This window comes from Anoxybacteroides rupiense, assembly GCF_014196195.1.
GTDB classification, from domain to species: Bacteria; Bacillota; Bacilli; order Bacillales; family Anoxybacillaceae; genus Anoxybacteroides; species Anoxybacteroides rupiense.
In genome coordinates this window covers 276,596-299,205 of sequence record NZ_JACIDF010000004.1, presented here as the reverse complement: position 1 = coordinate 299,205, position 22,610 = coordinate 276,596, and the positions used below count along the sequence as shown (strand labels likewise).

Sequence of the window (22,610 nt, the reverse complement as noted above, 5' to 3'; positions counted from 1 at the left end):
AAAATCCAAGCTTGGAAGGCAAGTCGCCGATCTGCCCGGCTGCGCCAAAGCATGGCTGAGCGTCGGTTAACAAGCTGCTTACTCGTAAATGAACTTGGCTGTAAGCGGCATTGTTGGGTTGTGCGGCCATCGGAAAATACCGCAAACTTCATATTTTTGTCAATGTGAATATGTCGAGTGACAACGATTACATAAACATCGGTACATTTCTTCATTGATGCTGGAAAATTAAAGGTGGTAAAATACATATTGATTTATCCAGAAAAAAATTGTAAAGTAAATAAAGTAATTTTGTAAGGAATAGGAGGGGAGTTAAACATGACGATTTACTTCATACCCCTTGCTGTCATTATTTTATTTTCTATTAATCAGCTTACCAATACGCTTTGTGTTCAAAAAGAAATTCCCGAGGACAAACAGCCGGTCGTGTTCCGCACCATTAATGTACTTATCACTATTTTACTTATTTCTTCTTATTTTGAAATGTTATTTACATAAAAAAAGCTGACAGCCATGACTGCCAGCTTTTTTATTAGGCATTTAGAACCACCATGCACTCCCGACAATAATTAATAAAATAAACAACACGACAATCAACGCGAATCCACCAGCGTAAGGAACCGGTGCACCCATTATAACACCTCCTTTCAAAAAGGGGGCTCTCGTTTTTGGATAGTTTATTTTATGCAGCCGCGATAAAGTGTGTGTAGGCACGTGCCCTATATTCATTCACGCTCATTTTCAGTTCTGAAAAAGCGGCGTTGTTTCGGTCGTACGGCTGTCGAAATGCTTGCTTCAGGCACATGCTGACGCCTCTAGTTGTGATATAGATTTTTTCTTCATCTGCTATTCTTGTTTGAAGAAGAAGGATCATAAGATCGTTATATTTAGGAAAAAAAATCTTAATCGCAATGGTGAAATAGGGGAAAACATTTTTGTATTATGGGAAAATGTGTTATATTAATTGTTGTAGTTTTTTGCAAAAAATTTTGATAGTAGGAGTTGTGAATTGGATGAAAAAATGGACAATTGCTGTTGCGGCAGCAGCTTCTGTTCTTGCACTATCTGCTTGTAGCAATGGAGATTCAAAAGTCATTGCGGAGACGAAAGCGGGCGACATTACGAAGGAAGAATTTTATAACGCAATGAAAGAGCGGTATGGTAAAGAAGTCATCCGCGACCTTGTGTATGAAAAGGTGTTAAGCAAGAAGTATAAAGTGACGGATAAAGAAATTGATAAGCAAATTGAGAACTTAAAGGAGATGTACGGAACGCAATATGATTTAGCTGTTCAGCAAAATGGCGAAAAAGCGATCCGTGACATGGTGAAGCTGGACTTGCTGCGCCAAAAAGCAGCGGTAGCGGATGTCAAAGTAACCGAAAAAGAATTAAAACAATATTACGATCAATACAAGCCGGAAATACGGGCAAGCCATATTTTAGTCAAGGATGAAAAAACAGCGCAAGAGGTTAAGGCGAAGCTGGATAAAGGAGAAGACTTTGCTAAGCTCGCTAAAGAGTATTCGCAGGATACAGGCTCTGCACAAAACGGCGGCGATTTAGGCTGGTTTGGTACAGGCAAAATGGTGAAGGAGTTTGAGGATGCCGCATACGCCTTGAAGGTTGGGGAAATTAGCCAGCCGATTAAAACGGAGTATGGTTATCATATTATTAAAGTGACGGATAAGAAGAAAAAGCCGTCCTACGAACAAATGAAGGATGAAATCGAATTTGAAGTGAAAAAGAGCAAGGTTGACGCTTCACAGATTGAGTCAAAAGTAGCGAAAGTGATTAAAGACGCGAACGTGAAAATTGAAGATGAGGATCTTAAAGATGCCATTCAATAATCAAACAGGGAAGCAGATCGCTTCCCTGTTTGATTATTGCACTCCTTTTTGAATCGTCTCGGCAATGGTTTGTAAATCCGCAAACGTATAATCACTGGCATGTGATTTCCACACAGCGCCAAATCCATCGCCTTTTCCATAGCGCGGAATAAGGTGAACATGATAATGGAAAACCGTTTGTCCAGCCTGTTCACCATTGTTGTTTAACAGATTTAGACCCGCTGGGGCAAGCTGCTGTTTAATGGCGTTGGCGATTTTCGGAACAACGCGGAAAACGTGGCTTGCCGTATCGGACGTAAGTTCAAAAATATCCTTTGTATGTACTTTTGGAATGACGAGCGTATGCCCTTTTGTGACTTGGCTAATGTCAAGAAAGGCTAACACATGCTCGTCCTCATATACTTTTGCGGCGGGAATATCGCCATTGATAATTTTGCAAAAAATGCAATCACTCATAAAATCGGCCACCTTTCTCGCGATTTTAATTACATTTTACCATAAAAAGAACAGGATGTAAGCCGGAATGGCCACATCCTGTCAGTCATGAAAAGGGGTAAGGACTTATTCAATGAAATGGCGTTTGATGAACACCTCATTTACTTATGAGTTTTTACTTCATGAACATTTCTCTGTTCACAATGATCATCTTCTTTCACAAGGAACCAAAGCCTTGGATATCATTGGATGATCTCCGACAAACACCTCATTTACAAGAGATTTCTCTTTTGCTTTAAGCGGTGTTATCTTTTGTAAACACCTCATTTCAATTTGGACGATTCACCAAACCACAATGATCATCAATAGCTGTTTAAGCGGTTCCTCATCCCCTCTTCGTTATTTATCATCTCCTAATCAGCCGCTTATATGCTTCTCATTTTTGGAAAAAATCAAGTTTTTTTGATAAAATGACGGTAACGCGATTGAATTAGGAAGAAAGGAAAACGAATCATGGCGCTTTTAGAAGTGAAACATGTACATGGCGGTTATACGAACAGAAATGTCCTTGAGGATGTTTCATTTGCGGTAGACACCGGCAAAATTGTCGGGTTGATTGGTTTAAACGGCGCAGGAAAAAGCACGACGATTAAGCATATTATTGGATTAATGGAGCCGAGGAAAGGAACGATTACGATCAATGGAAAGATGTTTGCCGATGATCCACAATGGTATCGCAGTCAGTTTACATACATACCGGAAACACCGATCTTATACGATGAATTAACATTAAAAGAGCATTTAGAATTAATGGCGATGGCGTATGGCTTGCCAAAAGCGGAATATGAAAAGCGGCTGCCTCTGCTGTTAAAAGAGTTCCGCATGGAGAAAAAACTGTCTTGGTTTCCGGCTCATTTCTCAAAAGGAATGAAGCAAAAAGTCATGATTATGTGCGCCTTTTTAATTGAGCCGTCTCTTTATATTATTGATGAGCCCTTTGTCGGCCTTGACCCGCTTGGTATCCAATCGCTGCTTCAGCTGATTCAAAGCATGAAAGAAAAAGGAGCCGGTATTTTAATGTCAACCCACATTTTAGCGACTGCTGAGAGATATTGCGATGCATTTGTCATTCTTCATCATGGCAAGGTAAAGGCAAAAGGAACATTAGAAGAACTGCGCCAACAGCTTCAGCTCCCGACCGCGACATTAGATGAGATTTATATTGAATTAACAAAGGAAGAGGAATATGCTTGATAGCCGCTTACTGTGGAAGCAGCGCTTCGTTCGTTACGGCTCTGAACGAAGGCGTTATTTGCGGTATATGCTTAATGATCATTTGTTGTTTGTGCTGTTGATTGGCTTGGGAGCTGGTGCGTTTGCCTATCAGCGATGGCTACAAACGTTAACAAGCAGCTTTCCTTATGCAATGATAGAAGCTGTTGTTCTTTCGATGTTTCTTACATACGGCTCTGTCCGCACTTTTTTTAGAGAAGCGGATCTTGTCTTTTTATTGCCGGCTGAAGCAAAACTTACGCCTTATCTTCGCCGCGCCTTTGTATTCAGCTGGGGGATGCAGGCGTCTCTGCTTTCTTTAGCTGTTTTGGCTCTGGCTCCGTTACATCTCGAGTTTTCGGCATTATCGATATGGCTGCTGTGGATCATTTTATTAGCCTTAAAGGGATGGAATATGTGGATTGGTTGGAAAGAGCAAAATTTTGCAACGACGGGGGCTCGTTCTTTCGGCTATGGAACAAGACTGCTTTTTAATATGGTCTTTCTGTATTTTTTGTTAAAAAACGTATCCATACTATTTTGGGGTATGCTACTGCTTATTATGGCGGCTTTGTCTTTCTACTTTATGCAGACAACGAAGCGAAAAGGGCTGAACTGGGAATATCTGATCCTTCAAGAAGAAAAGGTACAACTATCATTTTATCGGCTAGCTAACATTTTTACAGATGTTCCTCATTTGAAAGAGCGGGCGAAGCGTCGTAAATGGATGAATTTTGTCTTATCCTTTGTCCCGTATCGTCAAGAGCAGGCGTTTCGTTATTTATATTTACGGACGTTTTTAAGAGCAGGAGATTATTTGGGACTTTACATACGGTTAACTTGTATTTCCTGCCTTGTCCTTTATATTGTACCGCCTATCTATGGGAAAATAATCGCTGCTTTATTTTTCCTTTATGCCACTGGATTTCAATTATTAAGGCTTCAGCAGCACCATCGTTCCAATCTTTTTTATAAATTATATCCATTGTCTGATCAGTTGAAGAAAAAAACCGTGCTTCAGCTTTTGTTTTGGCTTTTGCTTGGACAAAATATCGTGTTTGCGCTCTTTATGCTTGTATTCGGCTATGTGGTGCATGGTCTATTATTGCTGTTTATTGGTTTGGTTTTTAGTTACTGGCTATTGTTTTTTTATTTCAATCGGCGCAGGAGGGTGAATAGATGAAAAAGATATATGTGACCACAGGAACAAGAGATTATTTGCAAAAATTGAAAGACAGCTATGCTCATGAAACGATGCTATTGCTTGAAGGAGAAGATGGAGCCGCGCTTTTTCATGAAACAGATGGCAGTACGGTTTTTCAGGAGCCGCGTCATTACGAAGTGATTGATGCGGTTGGAAACTTAGGAGGATCATTTGCCGTGCTCAATCATATTCCGGTGACAGATGAAGGAAGGCCATTATTTGAATACCGCTTTAGTCAGCGGGCCAGATTAATTGAAAAAGAACCAGGATTTGTTGCTATTCGTGTATTACGCCCTTTATCAAACGATACGTATATCATTATGACATTGTGGGAAGGAAAAGAGCATTTTCAAAATTGGCAGCGTTCGCGCGCGTTTGAAAAAGCACATCACGAACGAAAAGCGAAAGAAGAAAAGGGACAGCAAGTTAAGCTCTTTCCCCGCCCTTCTTACGTAACAACTTATAGCATTATCGAATAAAATTTCAAATGCCGCTAAATTATAGCGGCATTTTTGTTTTTTCGACTATTTCCGAGGAAATGGGGCGGTCACACCTTTTTCCGTTTTTCATATCATGTAAGCACATCCGTTAGGTAAACGCCTTGTTTATCGTGATGGGGAAAACGGAAAGGGGAAATAAGGTATGGGAGTGGAGCTAACAGCGCTACACTGGATGTATTTGCTGTTTATCGTGCTGATTATTGGATTTATGGTCGCACGAAAAGATACATCGTTTGTTTGTATTATCGGTATTTTCTTGCTGGGGATGGTGGCGACACATTCACTAAGCACTGCCGTTAGCGTGGTGTTTAACAGTTTTATTTATGCGATTACCGAGCTATTGCCAACGATTTTGGTAATCTCCGTTATTGTGGCAATGAGCAAAATATTAACGGCCACGGGCATCAATGATATGATGGTTTCTCCATTTGCTAAGCTGATTCGAACGCCAGGTGGAGCATATTGGACGATCGGACTTTTAATGATGGTGATTTCGTGGTTTTTCTGGCCATCACCGGCAGTAGCGATTATGGGAGCAGTCCTTTTGCCTGTTGCTATCCGCGCAGGGCTTCCAGCTTTAGGAGTGGCGGTGGCTATGAACTTGTTTGGACATGGCATTGCATTATCAAGTGATTTTGTCATTCAAGGAGCGCCTAAGCTGACAGCGGATGCCGCCAATCTCCCGGTTTCACAGGTGGTGGCTGCGAGCGTTCCGCTTGTTTTAGTGATGGGGATCGTAACAACGGTAACGGCGTTTATATTGCTGCGCCGTGATATGAAAAATGGGAAGCTACGCTCACCTCTTAATGAAAACGTTACCGCGGCAAAAGCCGAACAGCCTCCTTCTCTGCTATCCAAAAAAGCGAAAATAGCGTTTGCTTTTATGATCTTGTTTTTATTTGCACTCAATGTTGTGGCTATGTCCTACTTGCATTTGCAAGGAGGAGATGCTACCGCTTTAGTTGGAGGCACCTCCATTTTTATCTTGATTTTAATCGCTTTGTTTGCTCATAAGCAAAACAGCTTTGAAGAGATTACGAATTATTTTATTGAAGGCTTTCAATTTGGTTTTAAAATATTTGGCGCCGTTATTCCGATTGCTGCATTTTTTTATCTTGGTGATACAGGATTTGCGAAGATTATCGGTGAGTACTTACCAAATTCTTCACATGGGATTGTCAATGATTTGGGAGTGGCATTAGCTCATCTTGTTCCTCTAAATAAGGGAATTAGCGCGGTCACATTAACAATTGTGGGAGCCATTACAGGATTAGACGGCTCTGGATTTTCAGGCATTTCATTAGCCGGTTCGATTGCGCATTTATTTTCAACGGCCATCGGCACAGGTGCTGCTACACTGACAGCGCTTGGACAAATTTCTGCCATTTGGGTGGGAGGAGGCACGCTTGTTCCTTGGGCTTTAATTCCAGCTGCCGCGATTTGCGGAGTTGATCCATTTGAGCTAGCCCGGCGGAATTTGGTGCCTGTTACGATTGGCTTAGTCGTAACCACCGTTGTTGCGATGTTTTTGATTTGACCTATTCACTGCCCCGCCCCTAAAAGAAATGTAGGCATGAGGATTTAGGAGATTTTTCGTTTGCATCTATTTCAGCTGCCTTTTGATTAAAGAGGCAGCTTTTGTCATATCATGATATAATAAGGAAAAAAACAGGGGGAGAGAAAATGAATATTCGATTATATGAACGCCTAGAGGCTTATTATGATGAAATGGTGTCGATTCGCCGCTATTTGCATCAGCATCCCGAGCTATCATTTCAAGAATATCAAACGGCCAAGTACATAGCTGATTATTATAAAGCGTTACACGTTCCTGTCCAAGAACAGGTGGGCGGTAATGGAGTAGTCGCCAAAATTCACGGGGGAAAACCGGGGAAAACGGTCGCGCTTCGAGCTGATTTTGATGCGCTGCCTATTCAAGATGAAAAGGACGTTCCATACAAATCAACAGTTCCTGGAGTGATGCATGCGTGCGGACATGATGGACATACGGCGTCATTGCTTGTACTAGGTAAAGTGCTTCACGAAATACGGGAGGAAATAGCTGGAACGATTGTTCTGATTCATCAACATGCTGAAGAATATGCGCCAGGCGGGGCCATTTCCATGATTGAAGCGGGATGCTTGGAAGGAGTGGATGCTATTTTTGGCACGCATTTATGGGCAACAGAACCGACAGGAAAAATTCAATATCGAACAGGGCCGATTATGGCTGCTGCTGACCGATTCGAAATAACGATCAAAGGGATGGGCGGCCATGGTGCGGAACCGCATCGCACCAAAGATGCGATTGTTGTAGCCTCACAGCTTGTGCTTGCTTTGCAGCAAATTGTCAGCCGCCGTGTGAATCCCTTGCAGCCAGCTGTCGTGTCAGTTGGATCATTCATCGCAGATAACGCCTTTAACATCATTGCCGATACCGCAAAGCTGATTGGAACAGTGCGTACCTTTGATGAAGCTGTGCGCGATGAGATTGAGAAAGAAATTGAGCGGATTACAAAAGGCGTTTGTTTAGCTGCGGATTGTTTGTATGAGTATACGTATACAAAGGGATATCCGCCAGTTGTCAATCATGAAGAAGAAACGAAGCTGATTGTAGACATCGCGAAGCAGGTTTCTGAGGTTACGATGATTGAAGAAGTGGAGCCGCGTATGGGCGGAGAGGATTTTGCCTACTATTTGCAAAAGGTAAGGGGAACCTTTTTCTTTACTGGAGCGAAAGCGGAGGAGGTTAGTTCCCCATTTCCGCATCATCATCCTAGATTTGATTTTGATGAAAGAGCGATGTTAATTGCTGCTAAAATGCTTGGAACAGCTGCTCTGTCATATTTGACAAAATAAATCGTCAATTTTTTGACACTTCGTTATGTTTTCTATACATTAAAGAGAGAAACTTGTATAGTTGTAATTGTACACAGCTTGGCTTGTGGCCAAGTTTTCTTATGTAACGGCATAAATGTCATAAAGGAAGGCGGATGATGATGACAACGAAACTACCATTTAATGATACATTTTTGCGCGCCTGTCTTGGGGAAAAAACAGAATATGTTCCTGTATGGTACATGAGACAGGCAGGACGCTCACAACCGGAATACCGGGCTCTAAAAGAAAAGTACTCTTTGTTTGAAATTACGCACCAGCCAGAGTTGTGCGCCTATGTCACTCGGCTGCCTGTCGAACAATATCAGGTTGATGCAGCCATTCTTTATAAAGATATTATGTCACCGCTTCCAGCAATCGGAGTGGAAGTGGATATTAAAGCGGGGATCGGTCCGGTCATCGCTAATCCGATTCGTTCCCTTCAAGATGTAGAGAAGCTGGGAGAGATCCAGCCAGAGGAAGATGTTCCTTATGTGTTGGAAACGATTCGCTTGTTAACGACCGAACAACTGACAGTTCCGCTCATCGGTTTTGCCGGTGCACCATTTACACTAGCAAGCTACATGATTGAAGGGGGACCTTCAAAAAATTACAATAAAACAAAAGCGTTTATGTATGCAGAGCCAAAAGCATGGTTTGCGTTGATGGACAAGCTGGCGGATATGACCATTCGCTACGTGAAAGCTCAGATTAAAGCAGGGGCAAAAGCCATTCAAATTTTCGATTCGTGGGTTGGGGCGGTCAATGTGCCAGACTATCGTTATTTTATTAAGCCGACCATGCAACGGATTTTCTCGGAGCTTCGCGAGGAAAATGTTCCGCTCATCATGTTTGGTGTGGGTGCTAGCCACTTGGCAAAAGAGTGGAACGATTTGCCGCTCGATGTCGTAGGGGTGGATTGGCGTTTATCGATTAAAGAGGCGCGAGCTCAAGGAATTACAAAAGCGCTTCAAGGAAACCTAGATCCTGCTGTGCTGCTTGCGCCTTGGGAAGTTATTGAAGCAAGGGTTAAACAAATTTTAGATGAGGGAATGGAGCAATCCGGGTATGTGTTCAATTTAGGACATGGCATTTTTCCAGAGATTCGTCCAGAGACGCTGAAGCGGTTAACCGCGTTTATACATGAATATACATCGCAAAATAGAAAATGAGGTGTTCAAAATGGCGAAAAAGAGAATGGGTCTGCTTGTTATGGCATATGGTACCCCATATAAAGAAGAGGATATCGAACGCTATTATACGCATATTCGCCATGGGCGAAAGCCGCCTCTTGAACAGCTTCAAGATTTAAAGGAGCGCTATGAAGCCATTGGCGGCATTTCTCCTTTAGCGAAAATTACGAAAGAGCAGGCTGAAGCGTTAGAACAGCATTTAAATGAAATCCAAGATAAGATCGACTTTCGCATGTATTTAGGTTTAAAGCATATTGAACCATTTGTCGAGGATGCGGTCAAAAAAATGCACGAAAATGGGATTGAGGAGGCTGTGAGCCTTGTGCTCGCACCGCATTTTTCAACCTTTAGCATTCAATCGTACAATACGCGCGCCAAGGCAGAGGCCGAAAAGCTGAACGGTCCAATCATCCATGCGATTGAAAGCTGGTATCAAGAACCGAAATTTATTGAGTATTGGGTGGAAAAAGTAAAAGAAATATATGGCCAAATGAGTAAAGAAGAACGAGAGAAAGCGGTGTTGATTGTATCGGCTCACAGCTTGCCGGAAAAAATTATAGCTGCAGGCGATCCGTACCCAAGTCAGTTACAAGAAACGGCAGAGATGATTGCCAAAGGAGCAGGAGTCACTCATTATGCAGTGGGATGGCAAAGCGCCGGCAATACGCCAGAGCCATGGCTTGGACCAGATGTGCAAGATTTGACAAGACAGCTGCATCAGGAAAAAGGCTACACGTCCTTTGTTTATCTACCGGTTGGATTTGTTGCTGATCATTTAGAAGTGCTTTATGATAATGATATTGAATGTAAACAAGTGACGGAGGAAATCGGAGCGAGCTATTACCGTCCAGAAATGCCAAATGCTCATCCTTCCTTTATCGATGCGTTAGCAACAGTGGTTTTAAAGCATATGAAACTTATGTAAAAGAAGGCGATGAAACGGTGAGTGAGGAAAAGAAAACGGTCATTGTCATTGGAGGAGGAATTGCCGGAATAGCCGCTGCTTACTATTTACAAAAAGCGATTAGGGAACAGCAGCTACCGATTGAATGCAAGCTGGTTGAAGCTACACACCGACTTGGCGGAAAAATTCAAACGGTCATTCATGACGGTTTTGTGATTGAACGGGGGCCTGACTCATTTTTAGCGCGAAAGCAAAGCGCGTCTCGCCTTGTCCATGAAGTGGGGCTTCAAGATAAAATCGTGCACAACGCAACAGGAAAATCGTATATATTAGTGAATGGAAAATTATATGCAATCCCTGGCGGTGCGGTGATGGGAATTCCTACGAAGATAGGCCCTTTTGTGACAACAGGGTTATTTTCACCGGTTGGAAAGCTGCGGGCGGCATTCGATTTTATTTTGCCGCCGACCAAAACAGACGCAGATTTATCACTGGGACAATTTTTTCGACGAAGACTCGGGGATGAAGTAGTAGAGAATTTGATTGAACCGCTTTTATCAGGAATTTATGCTGGAGATATCGACCAAATGAGCTTGATGGCAACATTCCCGCAATTTTTCCATGTTGAGCAAAAATATGGAAGCCTTGTGCTGGGAACCAAGCGGACAACTCCAAAACAAGAAGGACAGAAAAACAAAAAAGGGGCTTTTCAGACGTTAACGACGGGGCTGCAATCACTAGTCGATGAGATTGAAAAACGATTGGAGCACGGAAGCGTACTCAAAGGCATTCGCGTTGAAAAAATTGAAAGAAAACATACGAATTATTCGCTATATTTAAGCAATGGCGATGTATGGAAAGCCGATAGCATCGTGATTGCCACTCCGCATCAAACAGTGCCATCCATGCTTTCTGATTATCCGTTTTTTGCGCCATTTAAAGCGGTTCCGTCCACTTCAGTTGCGACAGTAGCGCTTGCTTTTCCAGAGAGAGCGATTGAACAAGATATAGACGGAACAGGTTTTGTTGTATCGCGACGCAGCGATTATACGATAACGGCCTGCACGTGGACGCATAAAAAATGGCCGCATACCGCTCCGGCAGACAAAGCGTTATTGCGTTGCTATGTCGGGCGTCCAGGAGACGAAACAATCGTGGAGCAATCGGATGATGAAATCGTCAAGGTTGTACTTGATGACTTAAATAAAATCATGCGCATTAATGGCAATCCGGAATTTTCGATTGTTTCTAGATGGAAGGAAGCGATGCCGCAATATACGGTTGGCCATAAAGAAAGAATCGAGACCATAAAATCACAAATGGCTGAACACCTTCCGGGCGTATTTTTAGCGGGCAGTTCTTATGAAGGATTGGGAATGCCCGATTGTATTGATCAAGGGGAGGAAGCGGTCAAAAAAGTACTGGATTATTTAGAAATGAATAGAAAAGCGCTAAAAGAGGTTAACTAACAAGGTTAACCTCTTTACTTTTTCTTTGTTCTATGGTAACATTCCTTATACCATATGACTGAAATGTTCATTTAGTCAATTTGCAGGAGGAAGGAAAATGTCAGTGAATCGAAAGCAGCAAATTATTGAGGCTGCTACGCAATCTTTTTCGCTGTTTGGATATAAGGCGACGACGATGGACCAAGTGGCAAAGATGGCGAATGTCGGAAAGGGAACGATTTATACTTTTTTTAATAGCAAAGAAGACCTGCTCGAAGAAATTATTTCATCCGTTATTATTGAAATTAAAGAAGCAGCTGAGCAGTCGATTGATGAAAATCGTTCCTTTTTTGAAAATGTTCATCGTGCGCTATACCGCATTTTAGAGTTTCGCAAACAGCATCAGCTGACGATTAAGCTTTTGCAGGAAGTACGTGATATCGGCACTCCTACGGTTCAAGAGGTGCTGCATAAACTAGATGAGGCGATTCTTGCCTATATTCGCGATAAAATTGAAGAGGCCATGCAGAAGGGGGAAATTCGTCCATGTGATGCTGAAATCACGGCATTTTTAATGCTGAAAATGTATCTTGCGCTTGTGTTTGAATGGGAAAAAAAGCACGAGCCGCTCTCAAAAGAAAAAATTGCCGAATTATTTGAGCTATATTTTTTCAAAGGATTATCAAAATGATGGTCCTTCTTCTTTTTTGAAAATATGACTGAATGAACAAAATGGTCAGGTGTCTAAAAAGGAGGGAGACAATGAAAGAGTTTTCATTGTTGCTTCAGGAAATTAAGTCGATTGCTACCAATCGAAAAATATTGATTCCGATTATTGCTATACTCTTTATTCCATTAATGTACAGCGGAATGTTTTTATGGGCGTTTTGGGATCCGTATGGGCAGTTAGATAAACTGCCGGTTGCTGTTGTTAATCATGATAAGGGCGCTGTCTTAAATGGAGAAAAGCTGGAGATTGGCAACGAACTTGTGAAAAAGCTCAAAGAAAAAAACACGTTCGCATGGCACTTTGTGTCACAAAAAGAAGCAAATAAAGGGTTAAAGCAGCGCAAGTATTATATGGTTGTCGAGATTCCTGGAAATTTCTCAGAAAACGCCACAACCTTACAAAATGAACATCCGAAGCAAATGGAGATTGTTTATAAGCCGAACGAAGGGATGAACTTTTTATCAGCACAAATCGGAAATAAAGCGGTTGAAGCAATCAAAGAGGAAATCTCCCGCACGGTAACGGCGACTTATGCAGAAGCAATGCTTAAAAATGTACAGAAGATGGCGAAAGGATTACAGGAAGCGAGCGCTGGTGCAAAACAATTAAATAATGGGATGTCAACTGCGGAGGACGGGGCCGTTCAATTGCAGAAGGGCCTTCATTCTGCACAAACAGGAGGCAGCCAGCTTCAGAAAGGGATTGGATCAGCCAAGACTGGGGCAGAAGCCATCAATCAAAACTTAACTTTCTTAGCGGAGAAGTCAGCTGCCTTTGAAAACGGGGTGAAATCGGCCAGTGAAGGTTCCCAGCGTTTAAATGACGGCCTTCAGCAGCTAAATGGCGGATTGGGAAGAATACATGAAGGTCAATCCCAACTGCTTAATGGAGCGAAGCAAACAGAAGGTGGCACAAAGAGTCTTTTGGAAGGAATTCAGCAATCACTGTCAGGGATGGAACAACTACAAGAAGCACTGCCATCGTTGACTAACGGCTCTCTACAGTTAAAGGAGGGAAGCGGAGAGCTTTCTGCATCATTGTCACAATGGCAGCAAGGGGCTGAAAGCACAAAGGACGGAGCGATGCAAGTCAGCAACGGACTGGAGCAAGTGGTAACCGAGTTAGATGGAATGATTGCTCAAGCACCAACTGAGGAGGAAAAAGCAAAATTACAAACGCTAAAAAATCAGCTTCAGCTTTTATGGCAAGGAAGCAAACGAACAACGGAGGGAATCGGCCAGCTCACTGCTAGCGCCACGGCACTAAAAGCTGGAGCCGATCAGCTGGCAGAGGGAGCGCTTCAGCTTTATAGCGGGGAGAATGCCTTCAACCAAGGCTTTAAGCAAGTGATAGACGGTCAACAGAAGCTGGCAGAAGGAGCGAGCGCTCTTGTAGAAGGTCAAGGAAAAGTGATTCAAGGCTTAGCGGTATTAGAAGAAAAAACGGGAGAAGCGAAAGCGGGAACGGCTGATCTCGCCAATGGAAGCCATCAGCTCTCCAATGGTTTACAAGAGCTTGCGGATGGTTCAGGACGCTTAAAGGATGGAGCAAGCCAGTTAGCCAACGGATCTAGCCAGCTTGCCGGCGGTATGACAGCGTTAGAAAATGGCGCTTCCCAGCTTCTAACAGGAATGAATCGATTAACGGATGGATCGAATCAATTAGTCAATGGTATGGAAAAACTTGATAACGGATCGGGAGAACTTGCGCAAAAGCTTACAGACGGGGCAAAAGAATCCAAAAATGTTAAAGCAAATAATGAAGTTTATCATATGTTTGCGGAACCAGTAAAGCTAAAAACCGAATCCATTCACCATGTGCCGAACTATGGAACAGGAATGGCTCCGTATCTTTTATCGCTTGGATTATATGTAGGAGCGCTTCTTTCGACTATTGTATTTCCGCTACGTTCACCAGCGGGCGTGCCGCGTTCTGGATTAAGCTGGTTCATTAGCAAATTTGGTGTGATGATGCTGATTGGGACAGTGCAAGCATTGCTTGCGGATCTGGTGCTGCTTATCGGATTAGGAGTCCATGTACAAAGCGCCCCGAGATTTATCATTTTTAGTATCATTGTCAGCTTTGCATTTATGGCATTGATCCAATTTCTTGTCACAACGTTAGAGGACCCGGGCCGATTTATTGGAATTATCATTCTCATTTTGCAATTGTCAGCGAGCGCAGGGACGTTCCCTATTGAATTAGTTCCAAAGGCTCTGCAGCATGTAACGGCTTATTTACCAATGACATACTCCATTCAAGGGTTCCGATCTGTCATTTCCAGCGGAGATTTTTCCTTCATGTGGGAAAACGCGGCTATTCTTGCGATTTATCTAGTATTCGGTGCATTTAGCACAGCCTTATACTTCATATATTGGCATAAACGGAAATTTCATAAGACCGCAAAACAGATGACAGAAGCACCTCAGGCGTAACGGCCGAGGTGCTTTTGTCAAAAAATTTTGAGATTGCTAGTTGAATGTTTTTGGAAAGTTGATTATAATTCAAATATGAAAACGATTTCATTACCGCGGAAGGCGCGGCACTCCAACAAGAAAGGGGGTATGCAGCGATGCCAACGATTGAAGATGTAGCGAAGCTGGCAGGGCTTTCTCGGACAACTGTATCACGAGTGATTAACAATCATCCATATGTGTCAGAAGATAAAAGGAAATTGGTCATCGAAGCGATGGAGCAGCTCGGATATGTTCCGAATTCTTCGGCAAGAAGTTTGAGAAGTCAGAAAACAGATGTGATTGCATTATTTGTTCCAAGAATCATGAATCCGTTTTTTAGCCATTTAGTAGAGTCGATGGAAATTGCTGCTGCTGAGCATGGCTACCAGCTTATTATTTGCCAGACGAGATATTCGGCGGAAAAAGAATTAAATTATATGAATTTATTAAAGATGAAACAAGTAGACGGCGTCATTTTAGCATCTATGCAAAATGATTGGAACGTCATTGAACCGTTTTTAAACTATGGTCCAATCATTCTGTGCAATGAGTTTGACGAACAAGCGAACGTTCCATCCGTGATGCTTGATCAAGTAGAAGGAGGCTACATAGCGACAAAGCATCTGCTTGAACAAGGCCATCGCCGCATTGCGTATTGCCAAGGCGGAGCGCGCAGCAATGTCGCCAGCTATCGGGAAAGAGGATTTCGCAAAGCGCTTGCGGAATATAAAATTGAATTTAATGAACAATACGCATTCCGCAATGTGTTTCACAGCGAGGGCGGCCGGCGCGTGTTTCATGAAATGATGGCGCTTTCTGAACCTCCGACTGCCGTATTCACAGGCAGCGATGAAGTAGCCGCTGGAATTATTTCTGAGGCAAATAAGCATGGCTGCAGCATCCCTGAGCAGCTTGCCGTAGTAGGTTTTGACAATCAAGAAATTACGGAATTAATAGAGCCGACGATTACGACTGTATACCAGCCGGTTGAGCAAATGGCCCAGAAGGCGCTTGAAATAATGGTGGAAAAAATTCATTCCCGCAAATATCGATGTCGTGAAGTATATGAATTTCCGCTTGAATTGATCGTCAGAGAGTCGACGGTATCATCGAATAAACTGGTGACATTATAAGCCTTCAAGGTTTTGAAATCGATTTCTGAAGCTGTTTAGTACGATACGGGGGGACACATATGAAAAAAACGGTCAAACTATCTTCTGCTTTGTTAGCGCTTACATTCGGGTTAACGGCATGTTCTAGTGGCAACAGCGATCAAGGGGCTGATCAAAAGGAAACAAACAAAGGAGACTCATCAGACAAAAAAGTAACCATTGTGTATGCGCGTGGCCAAGATTCTACGAAAGCGACGGAAAAGGTGATTGAAGCGTTTGAAAAGGCTCATCCCAACATTAAAGTAGAGTTCCGCGAAATGCCCGCTGATACAGGCAAGCAGCACGACTCATATGTAACGATGCTGAATGCTCAATCAGCGGAAATTGATGTGATGGATCTTGATGTGGTTTGGCCTGCTGAGTTTGCTCAGGCGGGCTATACGCTGCCACTTGACCGTTTTATTGATAATGATGGTATCGATCTCAGCAAGTACAATCAAGGGGCGTTAGCGGCCGGTAACTTCAACGGAAAGCAGTGGGCGTTACCGAAATTTATTGATGCTGGAATGCTCTTTTATCGTACCGATCTTGTGCCTCAGGACAAAGTGCCAAAAACATGGGATGAATTATTAGCCATGGCGAAGCAATTAAAAGGAACAGGAGGCACCAAGTTTGGTTATTTAATGCAGGCAAAGCAATATGAAGGATTAGTATGTAACGCAGTCGAGTTTATTGCTTCCTATGGCGGCAAAATCGTGGATGAAAATAATAACGTTGTTATAAACAGCCCAGAAGCGATCAAAGGGTTGAAGAAAATGGTCGAGATTGTAAAATCAGATGCCGTGCCAAGCAATATTACGACATTCACAGAGCCTGAATCGCATACGGCGTTTATTGAAGGACAGTCCCCGTTTATTCGCAACTGGCCTTACCAATATGCACTGGCCAATGACCAAACTCAATCGAAAATCGTCGGCAAGGTTGGCGTAGCACCGCTTCCAGCGGGTGATAAAGGATCTGCCGCTACTTTAGGAGGTTGGATGACAGCCATTAACAAATATTCGAAACATCCGAAAGAGGCTTGGGAATTCGTAAAGTTTATGACGGGACCAGAGGGGCAAAAAATTTCAGCTATTTACGGCGGACTTGCTCCAACGCTTCCAGAGTTGTATAAAGATGCGGATGTGCTCAAAGCGAATCCATTCTTTGGTGAGCAAGGATTCGTTAATGCTCTTAATGCAGCGGTACCGCGCCCTGTTGTGCCAAACTATCCGGAAGTGTCAGAAATCATTCAAATCAATGTATCAAAAGCTCTTGCCGGAGAATTAACGGTTGAGCAAGCAGCTGCAAACATGGAAAAAGAAATTAAGGCAGCCTTAAACAAATAATTGTTGCTCAACGATTTGGTTAGCCTTCAGATCGCTGTTTGTTCAGCGCTGAAGGCTAATTATCCTTTATGGCATAGGAGGAGAACCGCATGAGGAACGGAAAACGCGCAGAACAAATATTAGGATATTCGCTTGTTGCTCCAGCGCTGCTGCTTATTTTAGCGGTGGCCATTTGGCCGGTTATTCAATCATTTTATTACAGCCTGTTTGATTATCGGTTAAATGATCCGACTAAATCTTCCATTCATCTGAATTATAGCCTTGATCTCGAAGGTTATTTACAAAATTATCCGTTTTTAAAAAGCTCTTTAACACAGGAAATGGCACAAGCAAATCCTGACGCGAAGAAAGCGCTGGTAGATGTCGAGGAAAAGCTGAAAAAAATGGATCAGACGATTCGCTCAGATCAGGAAGTAGCCAAACGCTACGATCAAGTGGATGAGGCTTTAAATAATTTCGAGTCACCAAGCGATGAGCTTAAAATGGTGGAGATTGATGAGGAAGCCGCCCGGCAGTTCCAAAATAACGTCCGAGAAGTAATCAAAACACTTTCTCAAATGAAAGAAGAGGGGAATTTAAAACAGGCAGATAAAATTGTCGGACTTGCTCAGGGATTAAAGGGAGTGGTTGTGGAACCGAATTTTATTGGCTGGCAGCATTACAAGGACAGCCTTGGTGATACGCGTACATGGAAAGCGTTGTGGAATACCGCTTCTTTTACGATCATTTCTGTAGCGATTGAACTAGTCTTGGGATTAGGAATTGCCCTTTTAATTAACAAAACCTTCTTTGGCCGCGGATTAGTGAGGGCCGCCATTCTTGTTCCGTGGGCAATCCCGACAGCTGTGTCAGCATTAATGTGGAAATTTTTATATGATGGACAGAATGGGATTGTCGCGAAATATTTTGAGGATATTGGAATTGTTCATCGGATGGGGGATTTATTGACAACAGAAGTAGGAGCGATGTTTGCTGTTATTTTTGCTGATGTATGGAAGACAACTCCTTATATGGCCCTACTTTTGCTGGCCGGATTACAGACCATACCAAGCTCCTTATATGAAGCAGCCTCCATTGATGGGGCGACCAAATGGCAGCAGTTCACAAAAATTACGCTGCCGCTATTGAAGTCAAGCATTCTTGTTGCGTTACTATTCCGCACACTGGATGCCTTCCGTGTTTTTGATCTCATTTATGTGCTGACAGGCGGAGGTCCAGCGAATTCGACAGAAACGATTTCCATTTTGGCTTATAAAATGATGTTCTCGCAAACGAACTTTGGAGAAGGCTCTGCATTAGCCGTTATGGTCTTTATATGTGTTGCTCTTATTTCCATGATTTATATTAAACTATTAGGCGCGGACTTGCTCTCGGATGGCGCAAAAAAATAAAGGAGGGGTGAGACGATGTCTAAAAAAGCTGGACCATTATTTTATGTTTGTTTAGCCGTTTTTATCTTTTTTGTGATGTTTCCATTTTTATGGATTTTACTTAGTTCAGTGAAACCGTTGAGCGAGCTGTTTGGCGATCATGCGTTTCAATGGTTTACGAGCCATCCTACCTTTGAATCATACGTTTCTGTGTTTGTCAATTATCCATTTCTGCGATATTTGTGGAACAGCACAGTGGTTGCGACCATTACCACCGTGTATACGGTATTTGTGGCGGCATTTGCTGCCTATGCCATTGCACGTCTTGAATTTAAAGGAAAGGCCGTCATTCTCGGATTGGTCTTGGCCGTGTCAATGTTTCCGCAAATTGCGACGATTTCCCCCATTTACATGTTTGTTAAAAAATTTGGTTTAACGAATAGCTATTTAGGTTTAATTATTCCGTATACTACCTTTGCTTTACCATTGTCTATTTGGCTGCTTGTTACGTTTTTTAGAAAAATCCCATTTGATTTAGAGGAAGCAGCGAAAATGGACGGAGCTACGCCGATGCAAACGTATTTTAAAGTCATTTTGCCGCTGGCAGTACCAGGGGTATTTACAACTTCGATTCTTGTATTTATTGCTGCTTGGAATGAATTTCTATTTGCTTTGACGATCAACACAGCTGAAAAATATAAAACGGTTCCGGTTGGAATTGCGATGTTCCAAGGACAATATACGATTCCATGGGGAGAACTATCAGCTGCAACCGTGATTGTGACGGTTCCGCTCGTGATCATGGTATTATTATTTCAGCGGCGGATTGTCTCTGGATTAACATCTGGATCTGTAAAAGAATAAAAAAAGGATGCTCCTTACTAGCGAGCATCCTTTTTCTATTAATGATGATGGATCACGCCTAAACAGTCGTTGCATTTATTGCCATAACATTCATGCTGCTCTTCGATTTCTTTTCCGCAATCTGTACATTTTTTAGGCGGAAGGTTTCTGAAAAATTCAGAAATTTTCATTAGCATGGGAATCGCCTCCGTTGATTTGTTATTTATATTGTATTATAACAGTGTTAAATAAGTCAATAACTGTTTTAAAACAAAATTCCACAATCGTGAAAAATGTTGGAGAATTATGTATGATATAAAAAAGACTACATATGTAGAGGTGAGTGATGATGAAAGTAACGGTCATTGGATATTGGGGCGGGTTCCCAGCCGCCAATGAAGCAACGTCTGGATATTTATTGGAATATGATGGATTTCGGTTATTAGTGGATTGCGGGAGCGGAGTGCTTTCAAAATTGCAAAATTATGTGTCAGTGGAAAAGCTAGATGCCGTCATCTTGTCGCATTATCACCATGACCATGTGGCCGATATCGGACCGCTCCAATATGCGTGGCTGATTAAGAAAAATCTCGGATGTTCATTGCCAGAACTGCCTATTTACGGTCATCCATTTGACTCGTTGGGTTTTGCGCGCCTCGCTCACAAAGAGATCACAAAAGCGGTCGCGTACGATCCAGAGAAACCGTTGGAAATCGGACCGTTTGCGATTCAATTTATGAAAACTGCGCATCCGGTGATTTGCTACGCCATGCGCATCACAGCGGGAGGCTCCACGGTTGTTTATACGGCGGATTCCAGCTACTTACCAGAGTTTGTGCCATTTTCGCAAAATGCTGACTTATTCATTTGTGAAAGCAACTTTTATGCGGGACAAAACGCGGCTCCAGCTGGTCACATGACAAGTGAAGAAGCGGCAGCCATCGCCCGCGATGCGAACGTAGGAACCTTGTTATTAACGCATTTGCCGCATTTCGGAGATCACGCGCAGCTCGTTCAGGAAGCAAAAACGATATTTGCCGGAACAGTAAAGCTTGCAGCGACAGGGCTTGTATGGGAAAGATAAACAAACGCACGAACTTTCTCCCTTTTGATTCCATCATAAAATGAAAAACAAGCAGTAAATAATGACTAGCTTTTGGAATGCGATAGAAGAAAAAAACGCAGGCTTTCTAGGCTGTTGAGATTTCTCGACAGCCTAGATTCATATATCTTGTTGATGATCGTATACAATCTAGCGGATCATTTGAACGGTTTTTCAAAACAATTGAATGATAGTGGTTAGCATCTTTGTGAATGCCGCTATTAGAATAACAAGAAAAAACAGATCGATAAAATGGAGGAGCGGGGCTTTTTTCTTGCGCTTCTCTTTTTTATAAAATATAATATATTTAGAATTTTTTTATTATTAAATGAATGATTATTCATTCATTAATTAAGCAGGGGAGAGGGTTTTATGAATTTATCGTGGCGATTGGCAGAGGTGGCCAAGCAGCTGCCACAGAAGAAAGCGTATGTGTTTGAAGGAGAAAGCTGTACATATCAAGAATTGCATGAACGAATCTCGCGGTTTGCGAGCGGACTAGCCAGCATGGGAGTTGGCAAAGGGGATCACATTGCGCTATTGCTTGGAAATTCGCCATACTTCATTATTGGATTATATGGAGCGTTGCGGACGGGAGCGACGGTCATACCGGTCAATCCGATTTATACGCCTGATGAAATTGGTTATATTTTAACCAATGGCGATGTGAAAGCGGTTATAGGCTTAGATTTGCTTGTTCCGCTATTTCAGAAAATGGAAGCGCGCTTACCAAACATTGAGCATGTCATCGTATGTGACACACCGCAAGGAAAAGATCAGCCTATTTCATTCACCGGCAAAATGAAATCGTTTACAGACGTCTTAAAGGCTGGTGTGGCTGATTATCAAGGACCGCAGCTTGCTGAGGATGATACAGCGGTTATTTTATATACATCAGGAACGACAGGAAAGCCGAAAGGAGCGATGCTGACACATAAGAATCTGTATAGCAACGCGCAAGATACGGCCAATTATTTAAAAATAAACGAGAGCGATCGCGTGATTGCTACATTGCCGATGTTTCATGTTTTTTGTTTGACCGTTGCGCTCAATGCGCCGTTGATGAATGGCGGAACGGTGCTGATTGTTCCAAAATTCAGCCCTGCGAAAATCTTTCAGCTTGCTAGAGAGGAGAAAGCGACGATCTTTGCTGGGGTGCCAACAATGTACAACTTTTTGTACCAATATGAACACGGAAAAGCGGAGGATTTTCAAACATTGCGGCTTTGCATCTCTGGCGGAGCCTCGATGCCGGTGGCGCTGCTTAAAAATTTTGAGCAAAAATTTAAAGTGATTGTATCAGAAGGATATGGATTGTCAGAGGCTTCTCCGGTTACGTGTTTTAATCCGCTTGATCGTCCGCGCAAACCGGGGTCCATTGGCTGCAGCATTTTACATGTGGAAAATAAAGTGGTGAACGAATTTGGCGAGGAAGTGCCAGTCGGAGAAGTCGGCGAATTAATTGTGCGCGGTCCGAACGTGATGAAGGGATATTATAAAATGCCGGAGGAAACGGCTCATGCACTTCGCAACGGCTGGCTTTACACCGGAGATTTGGCGAAAATGGATGAGGAAGGATATTTTTATATCGTTGATCGCAAAAAAGATATGATTATTGTCGGAGGATATAATGTTTATCCTCGCGAGGTAGAGGAGGTGCTGTACAGTCATCCGGACATTGTTGAAGCAGCGGTCATCGGCATTCCTGATCCCGATTTTGGAGAAGCAGTCAAGTGCTTTGTTGTATCTAAGAATGCCGATTTGACAGAGGAACAGCTGATCGAATATTGCCGGGAGCATCTTGCCAAGTATAAGGTGCCAAGCATGGTTGAATTTTTAGACGAAATTCCGAAAAATACAACCGGGAAAATTTTAAGAAGGGCATTGAAGGAGCAATTGACTTCACGCTAAGCGATATTCAAGCCCGTG

The 22,610-nt window shown here is 42.8% G+C and carries 21 protein-coding genes; 18 read left to right on the top strand and 3 right to left on the bottom strand.

Annotated features, from left to right (window positions below; genetic code table 11):
- The first annotated feature begins 318 nt into the window (after positions 1-318).
- Complete coding sequence (locus GGQ95_RS09235; RefSeq protein ID WP_066148079.1) at positions 319-498, top strand: hypothetical protein; 180 nt, start codon at positions 319-321, stop codon at positions 496-498.
- A 42-nt stretch (positions 499-540) separates the two neighbouring features.
- Here GGQ95_RS09235 and GGQ95_RS09230 read toward each other — a convergent pair whose 3' ends face one another.
- Complete coding sequence (locus tag GGQ95_RS09230) at positions 541-633, bottom strand: YjcZ family sporulation protein (RefSeq protein WP_063504933.1); 93 nt, start codon at positions 631-633, stop codon at positions 541-543.
- 380 nt (positions 634-1,013) lie between these two features.
- On the opposite strand from GGQ95_RS09230, the gene GGQ95_RS09225 reads away from it, so the two are divergent.
- Positions 1,014-1,847, top strand: a complete 834-nt coding sequence (locus GGQ95_RS09225; protein WP_044745639.1) for a peptidylprolyl isomerase — start codon at positions 1,014-1,016, stop codon at positions 1,845-1,847.
- Positions 1,848-1,880: 33 nt separating this feature from the next.
- Here GGQ95_RS09225 and GGQ95_RS09220 read toward each other — a convergent pair whose 3' ends face one another.
- Positions 1,881-2,303 (bottom strand): HIT family protein, encoded by a 423-nt coding sequence (locus GGQ95_RS09220; protein WP_183186660.1) that lies wholly within the window; start codon positions 2,301-2,303, stop codon positions 1,881-1,883.
- A 489-nt stretch (positions 2,304-2,792) separates the two neighbouring features.
- Between GGQ95_RS09220 and GGQ95_RS09215 the strand changes: the two genes are divergently transcribed.
- The 14 genes from GGQ95_RS09215 (at position 2,793) to GGQ95_RS09150 (ending at position 19,600) form a co-directional block, all read left to right on the top strand.
- Entirely contained in the window at positions 2,793-3,536 is a 744-nt protein-coding gene (locus GGQ95_RS09215) for an ABC transporter ATP-binding protein (RefSeq protein ID WP_304439438.1), read from the top strand.
- Positions 3,529-4,737: an ABC transporter permease gene (locus tag GGQ95_RS09210; RefSeq protein ID WP_183186659.1), complete on the top strand. Its 1,209-nt coding sequence runs from the start codon at positions 3,529-3,531 to the stop codon at positions 4,735-4,737. The genes GGQ95_RS09215 and GGQ95_RS09210 overlap by 8 nt, the downstream gene beginning before the upstream one ends.
- Positions 4,734-5,237, top strand: coding sequence for an antibiotic biosynthesis monooxygenase family protein (locus tag GGQ95_RS09205; protein ID WP_183186658.1), 504 nt, complete (start codon positions 4,734-4,736; stop codon positions 5,235-5,237). Before GGQ95_RS09210 ends, GGQ95_RS09205 begins: the two co-directional genes overlap by 4 nt.
- Positions 5,238-5,400: 163 nt before the next feature.
- Positions 5,401-6,795 carry a hypothetical protein gene (locus GGQ95_RS09200; RefSeq protein ID WP_183186657.1) on the top strand — a complete coding sequence of 465 codons (1,395 nt, stop codon included), beginning with the start codon at positions 5,401-5,403 and terminating at the stop codon, positions 6,793-6,795.
- A gap of 146 nt (positions 6,796-6,941) precedes the next feature.
- Positions 6,942-8,117: a M20 family metallopeptidase gene (locus GGQ95_RS09195; protein ID WP_080860500.1), complete on the top strand. Its 1,176-nt coding sequence runs from the start codon at positions 6,942-6,944 to the stop codon at positions 8,115-8,117.
- Positions 8,118-8,257: 140 nt separating this feature from the next.
- Positions 8,258-9,307 (top strand): uroporphyrinogen decarboxylase, encoded by a 1,050-nt coding sequence (gene hemE, locus GGQ95_RS09190; RefSeq protein ID WP_080860796.1) that lies wholly within the window; start codon positions 8,258-8,260, stop codon positions 9,305-9,307.
- Between the two features lie 10 nt (positions 9,308-9,317).
- Positions 9,318-10,253 (top strand): ferrochelatase, encoded by a 936-nt coding sequence (gene hemH / locus GGQ95_RS09185; protein WP_066148102.1) that lies wholly within the window; start codon positions 9,318-9,320, stop codon positions 10,251-10,253.
- 17 nt (positions 10,254-10,270) lie between these two features.
- Positions 10,271-11,701, top strand: a complete 1,431-nt coding sequence (hemY, locus tag GGQ95_RS09180) for a protoporphyrinogen oxidase (protein ID WP_080860502.1) — start codon at positions 10,271-10,273, stop codon at positions 11,699-11,701.
- Positions 11,702-11,798: 97 nt separating this feature from the next.
- Complete coding sequence (locus GGQ95_RS09175) at positions 11,799-12,371, top strand: TetR/AcrR family transcriptional regulator (protein ID WP_044745648.1); 573 nt, start codon at positions 11,799-11,801, stop codon at positions 12,369-12,371.
- A 71-nt stretch (positions 12,372-12,442) separates the two neighbouring features.
- Positions 12,443-14,845, top strand: coding sequence for a YhgE/Pip domain-containing protein (locus GGQ95_RS09170; RefSeq protein WP_183186656.1), 2,403 nt, complete (start codon positions 12,443-12,445; stop codon positions 14,843-14,845).
- Between the two features lie 137 nt (positions 14,846-14,982).
- Complete coding sequence (locus GGQ95_RS09165) at positions 14,983-15,999, top strand: LacI family DNA-binding transcriptional regulator (protein WP_066148110.1); 1,017 nt, start codon at positions 14,983-14,985, stop codon at positions 15,997-15,999.
- Between the two features lie 59 nt (positions 16,000-16,058).
- The gene (locus GGQ95_RS09160; protein WP_080860505.1) at positions 16,059-17,366 is read left to right on the top strand and encodes an ABC transporter substrate-binding protein; all 1,308 of its coding nucleotides are present in this window, start codon (positions 16,059-16,061) and stop codon (positions 17,364-17,366) included.
- 89 nt (positions 17,367-17,455) lie between these two features.
- Entirely contained in the window at positions 17,456-18,757 is a 1,302-nt protein-coding gene (locus tag GGQ95_RS09155; RefSeq protein WP_183186655.1) for an ABC transporter permease subunit, read from the top strand.
- A 15-nt stretch (positions 18,758-18,772) separates the two neighbouring features.
- Positions 18,773-19,600 (top strand): carbohydrate ABC transporter permease, encoded by an 828-nt coding sequence (locus GGQ95_RS09150; protein WP_066148117.1) that lies wholly within the window; start codon positions 18,773-18,775, stop codon positions 19,598-19,600.
- Positions 19,601-19,638: 38 nt separating this feature from the next.
- Here the strand turns inward: GGQ95_RS09150 and yhfH are convergent, their stop codons facing one another.
- The gene (yhfH, locus tag GGQ95_RS09145; protein ID WP_080860509.1) at positions 19,639-19,776 is read right to left on the bottom strand and encodes a protein YhfH; all 138 of its coding nucleotides are present in this window, start codon (positions 19,774-19,776) and stop codon (positions 19,639-19,641) included.
- Between the two features lie 152 nt (positions 19,777-19,928).
- On the opposite strand from yhfH, the gene GGQ95_RS09140 reads away from it, so the two are divergent.
- Positions 19,929-20,663 (top strand): MBL fold metallo-hydrolase, encoded by a 735-nt coding sequence (locus GGQ95_RS09140; protein ID WP_183186654.1) that lies wholly within the window; start codon positions 19,929-19,931, stop codon positions 20,661-20,663.
- Between the two features lie 390 nt (positions 20,664-21,053).
- On the top strand, positions 21,054-22,592 hold the full coding sequence (locus tag GGQ95_RS09135) for a fatty acid--CoA ligase family protein (protein ID WP_044745655.1): 1,539 nt from the start codon (positions 21,054-21,056) through the stop codon (positions 22,590-22,592).
- Positions 22,593-22,610 lie beyond the last annotated feature (18 nt).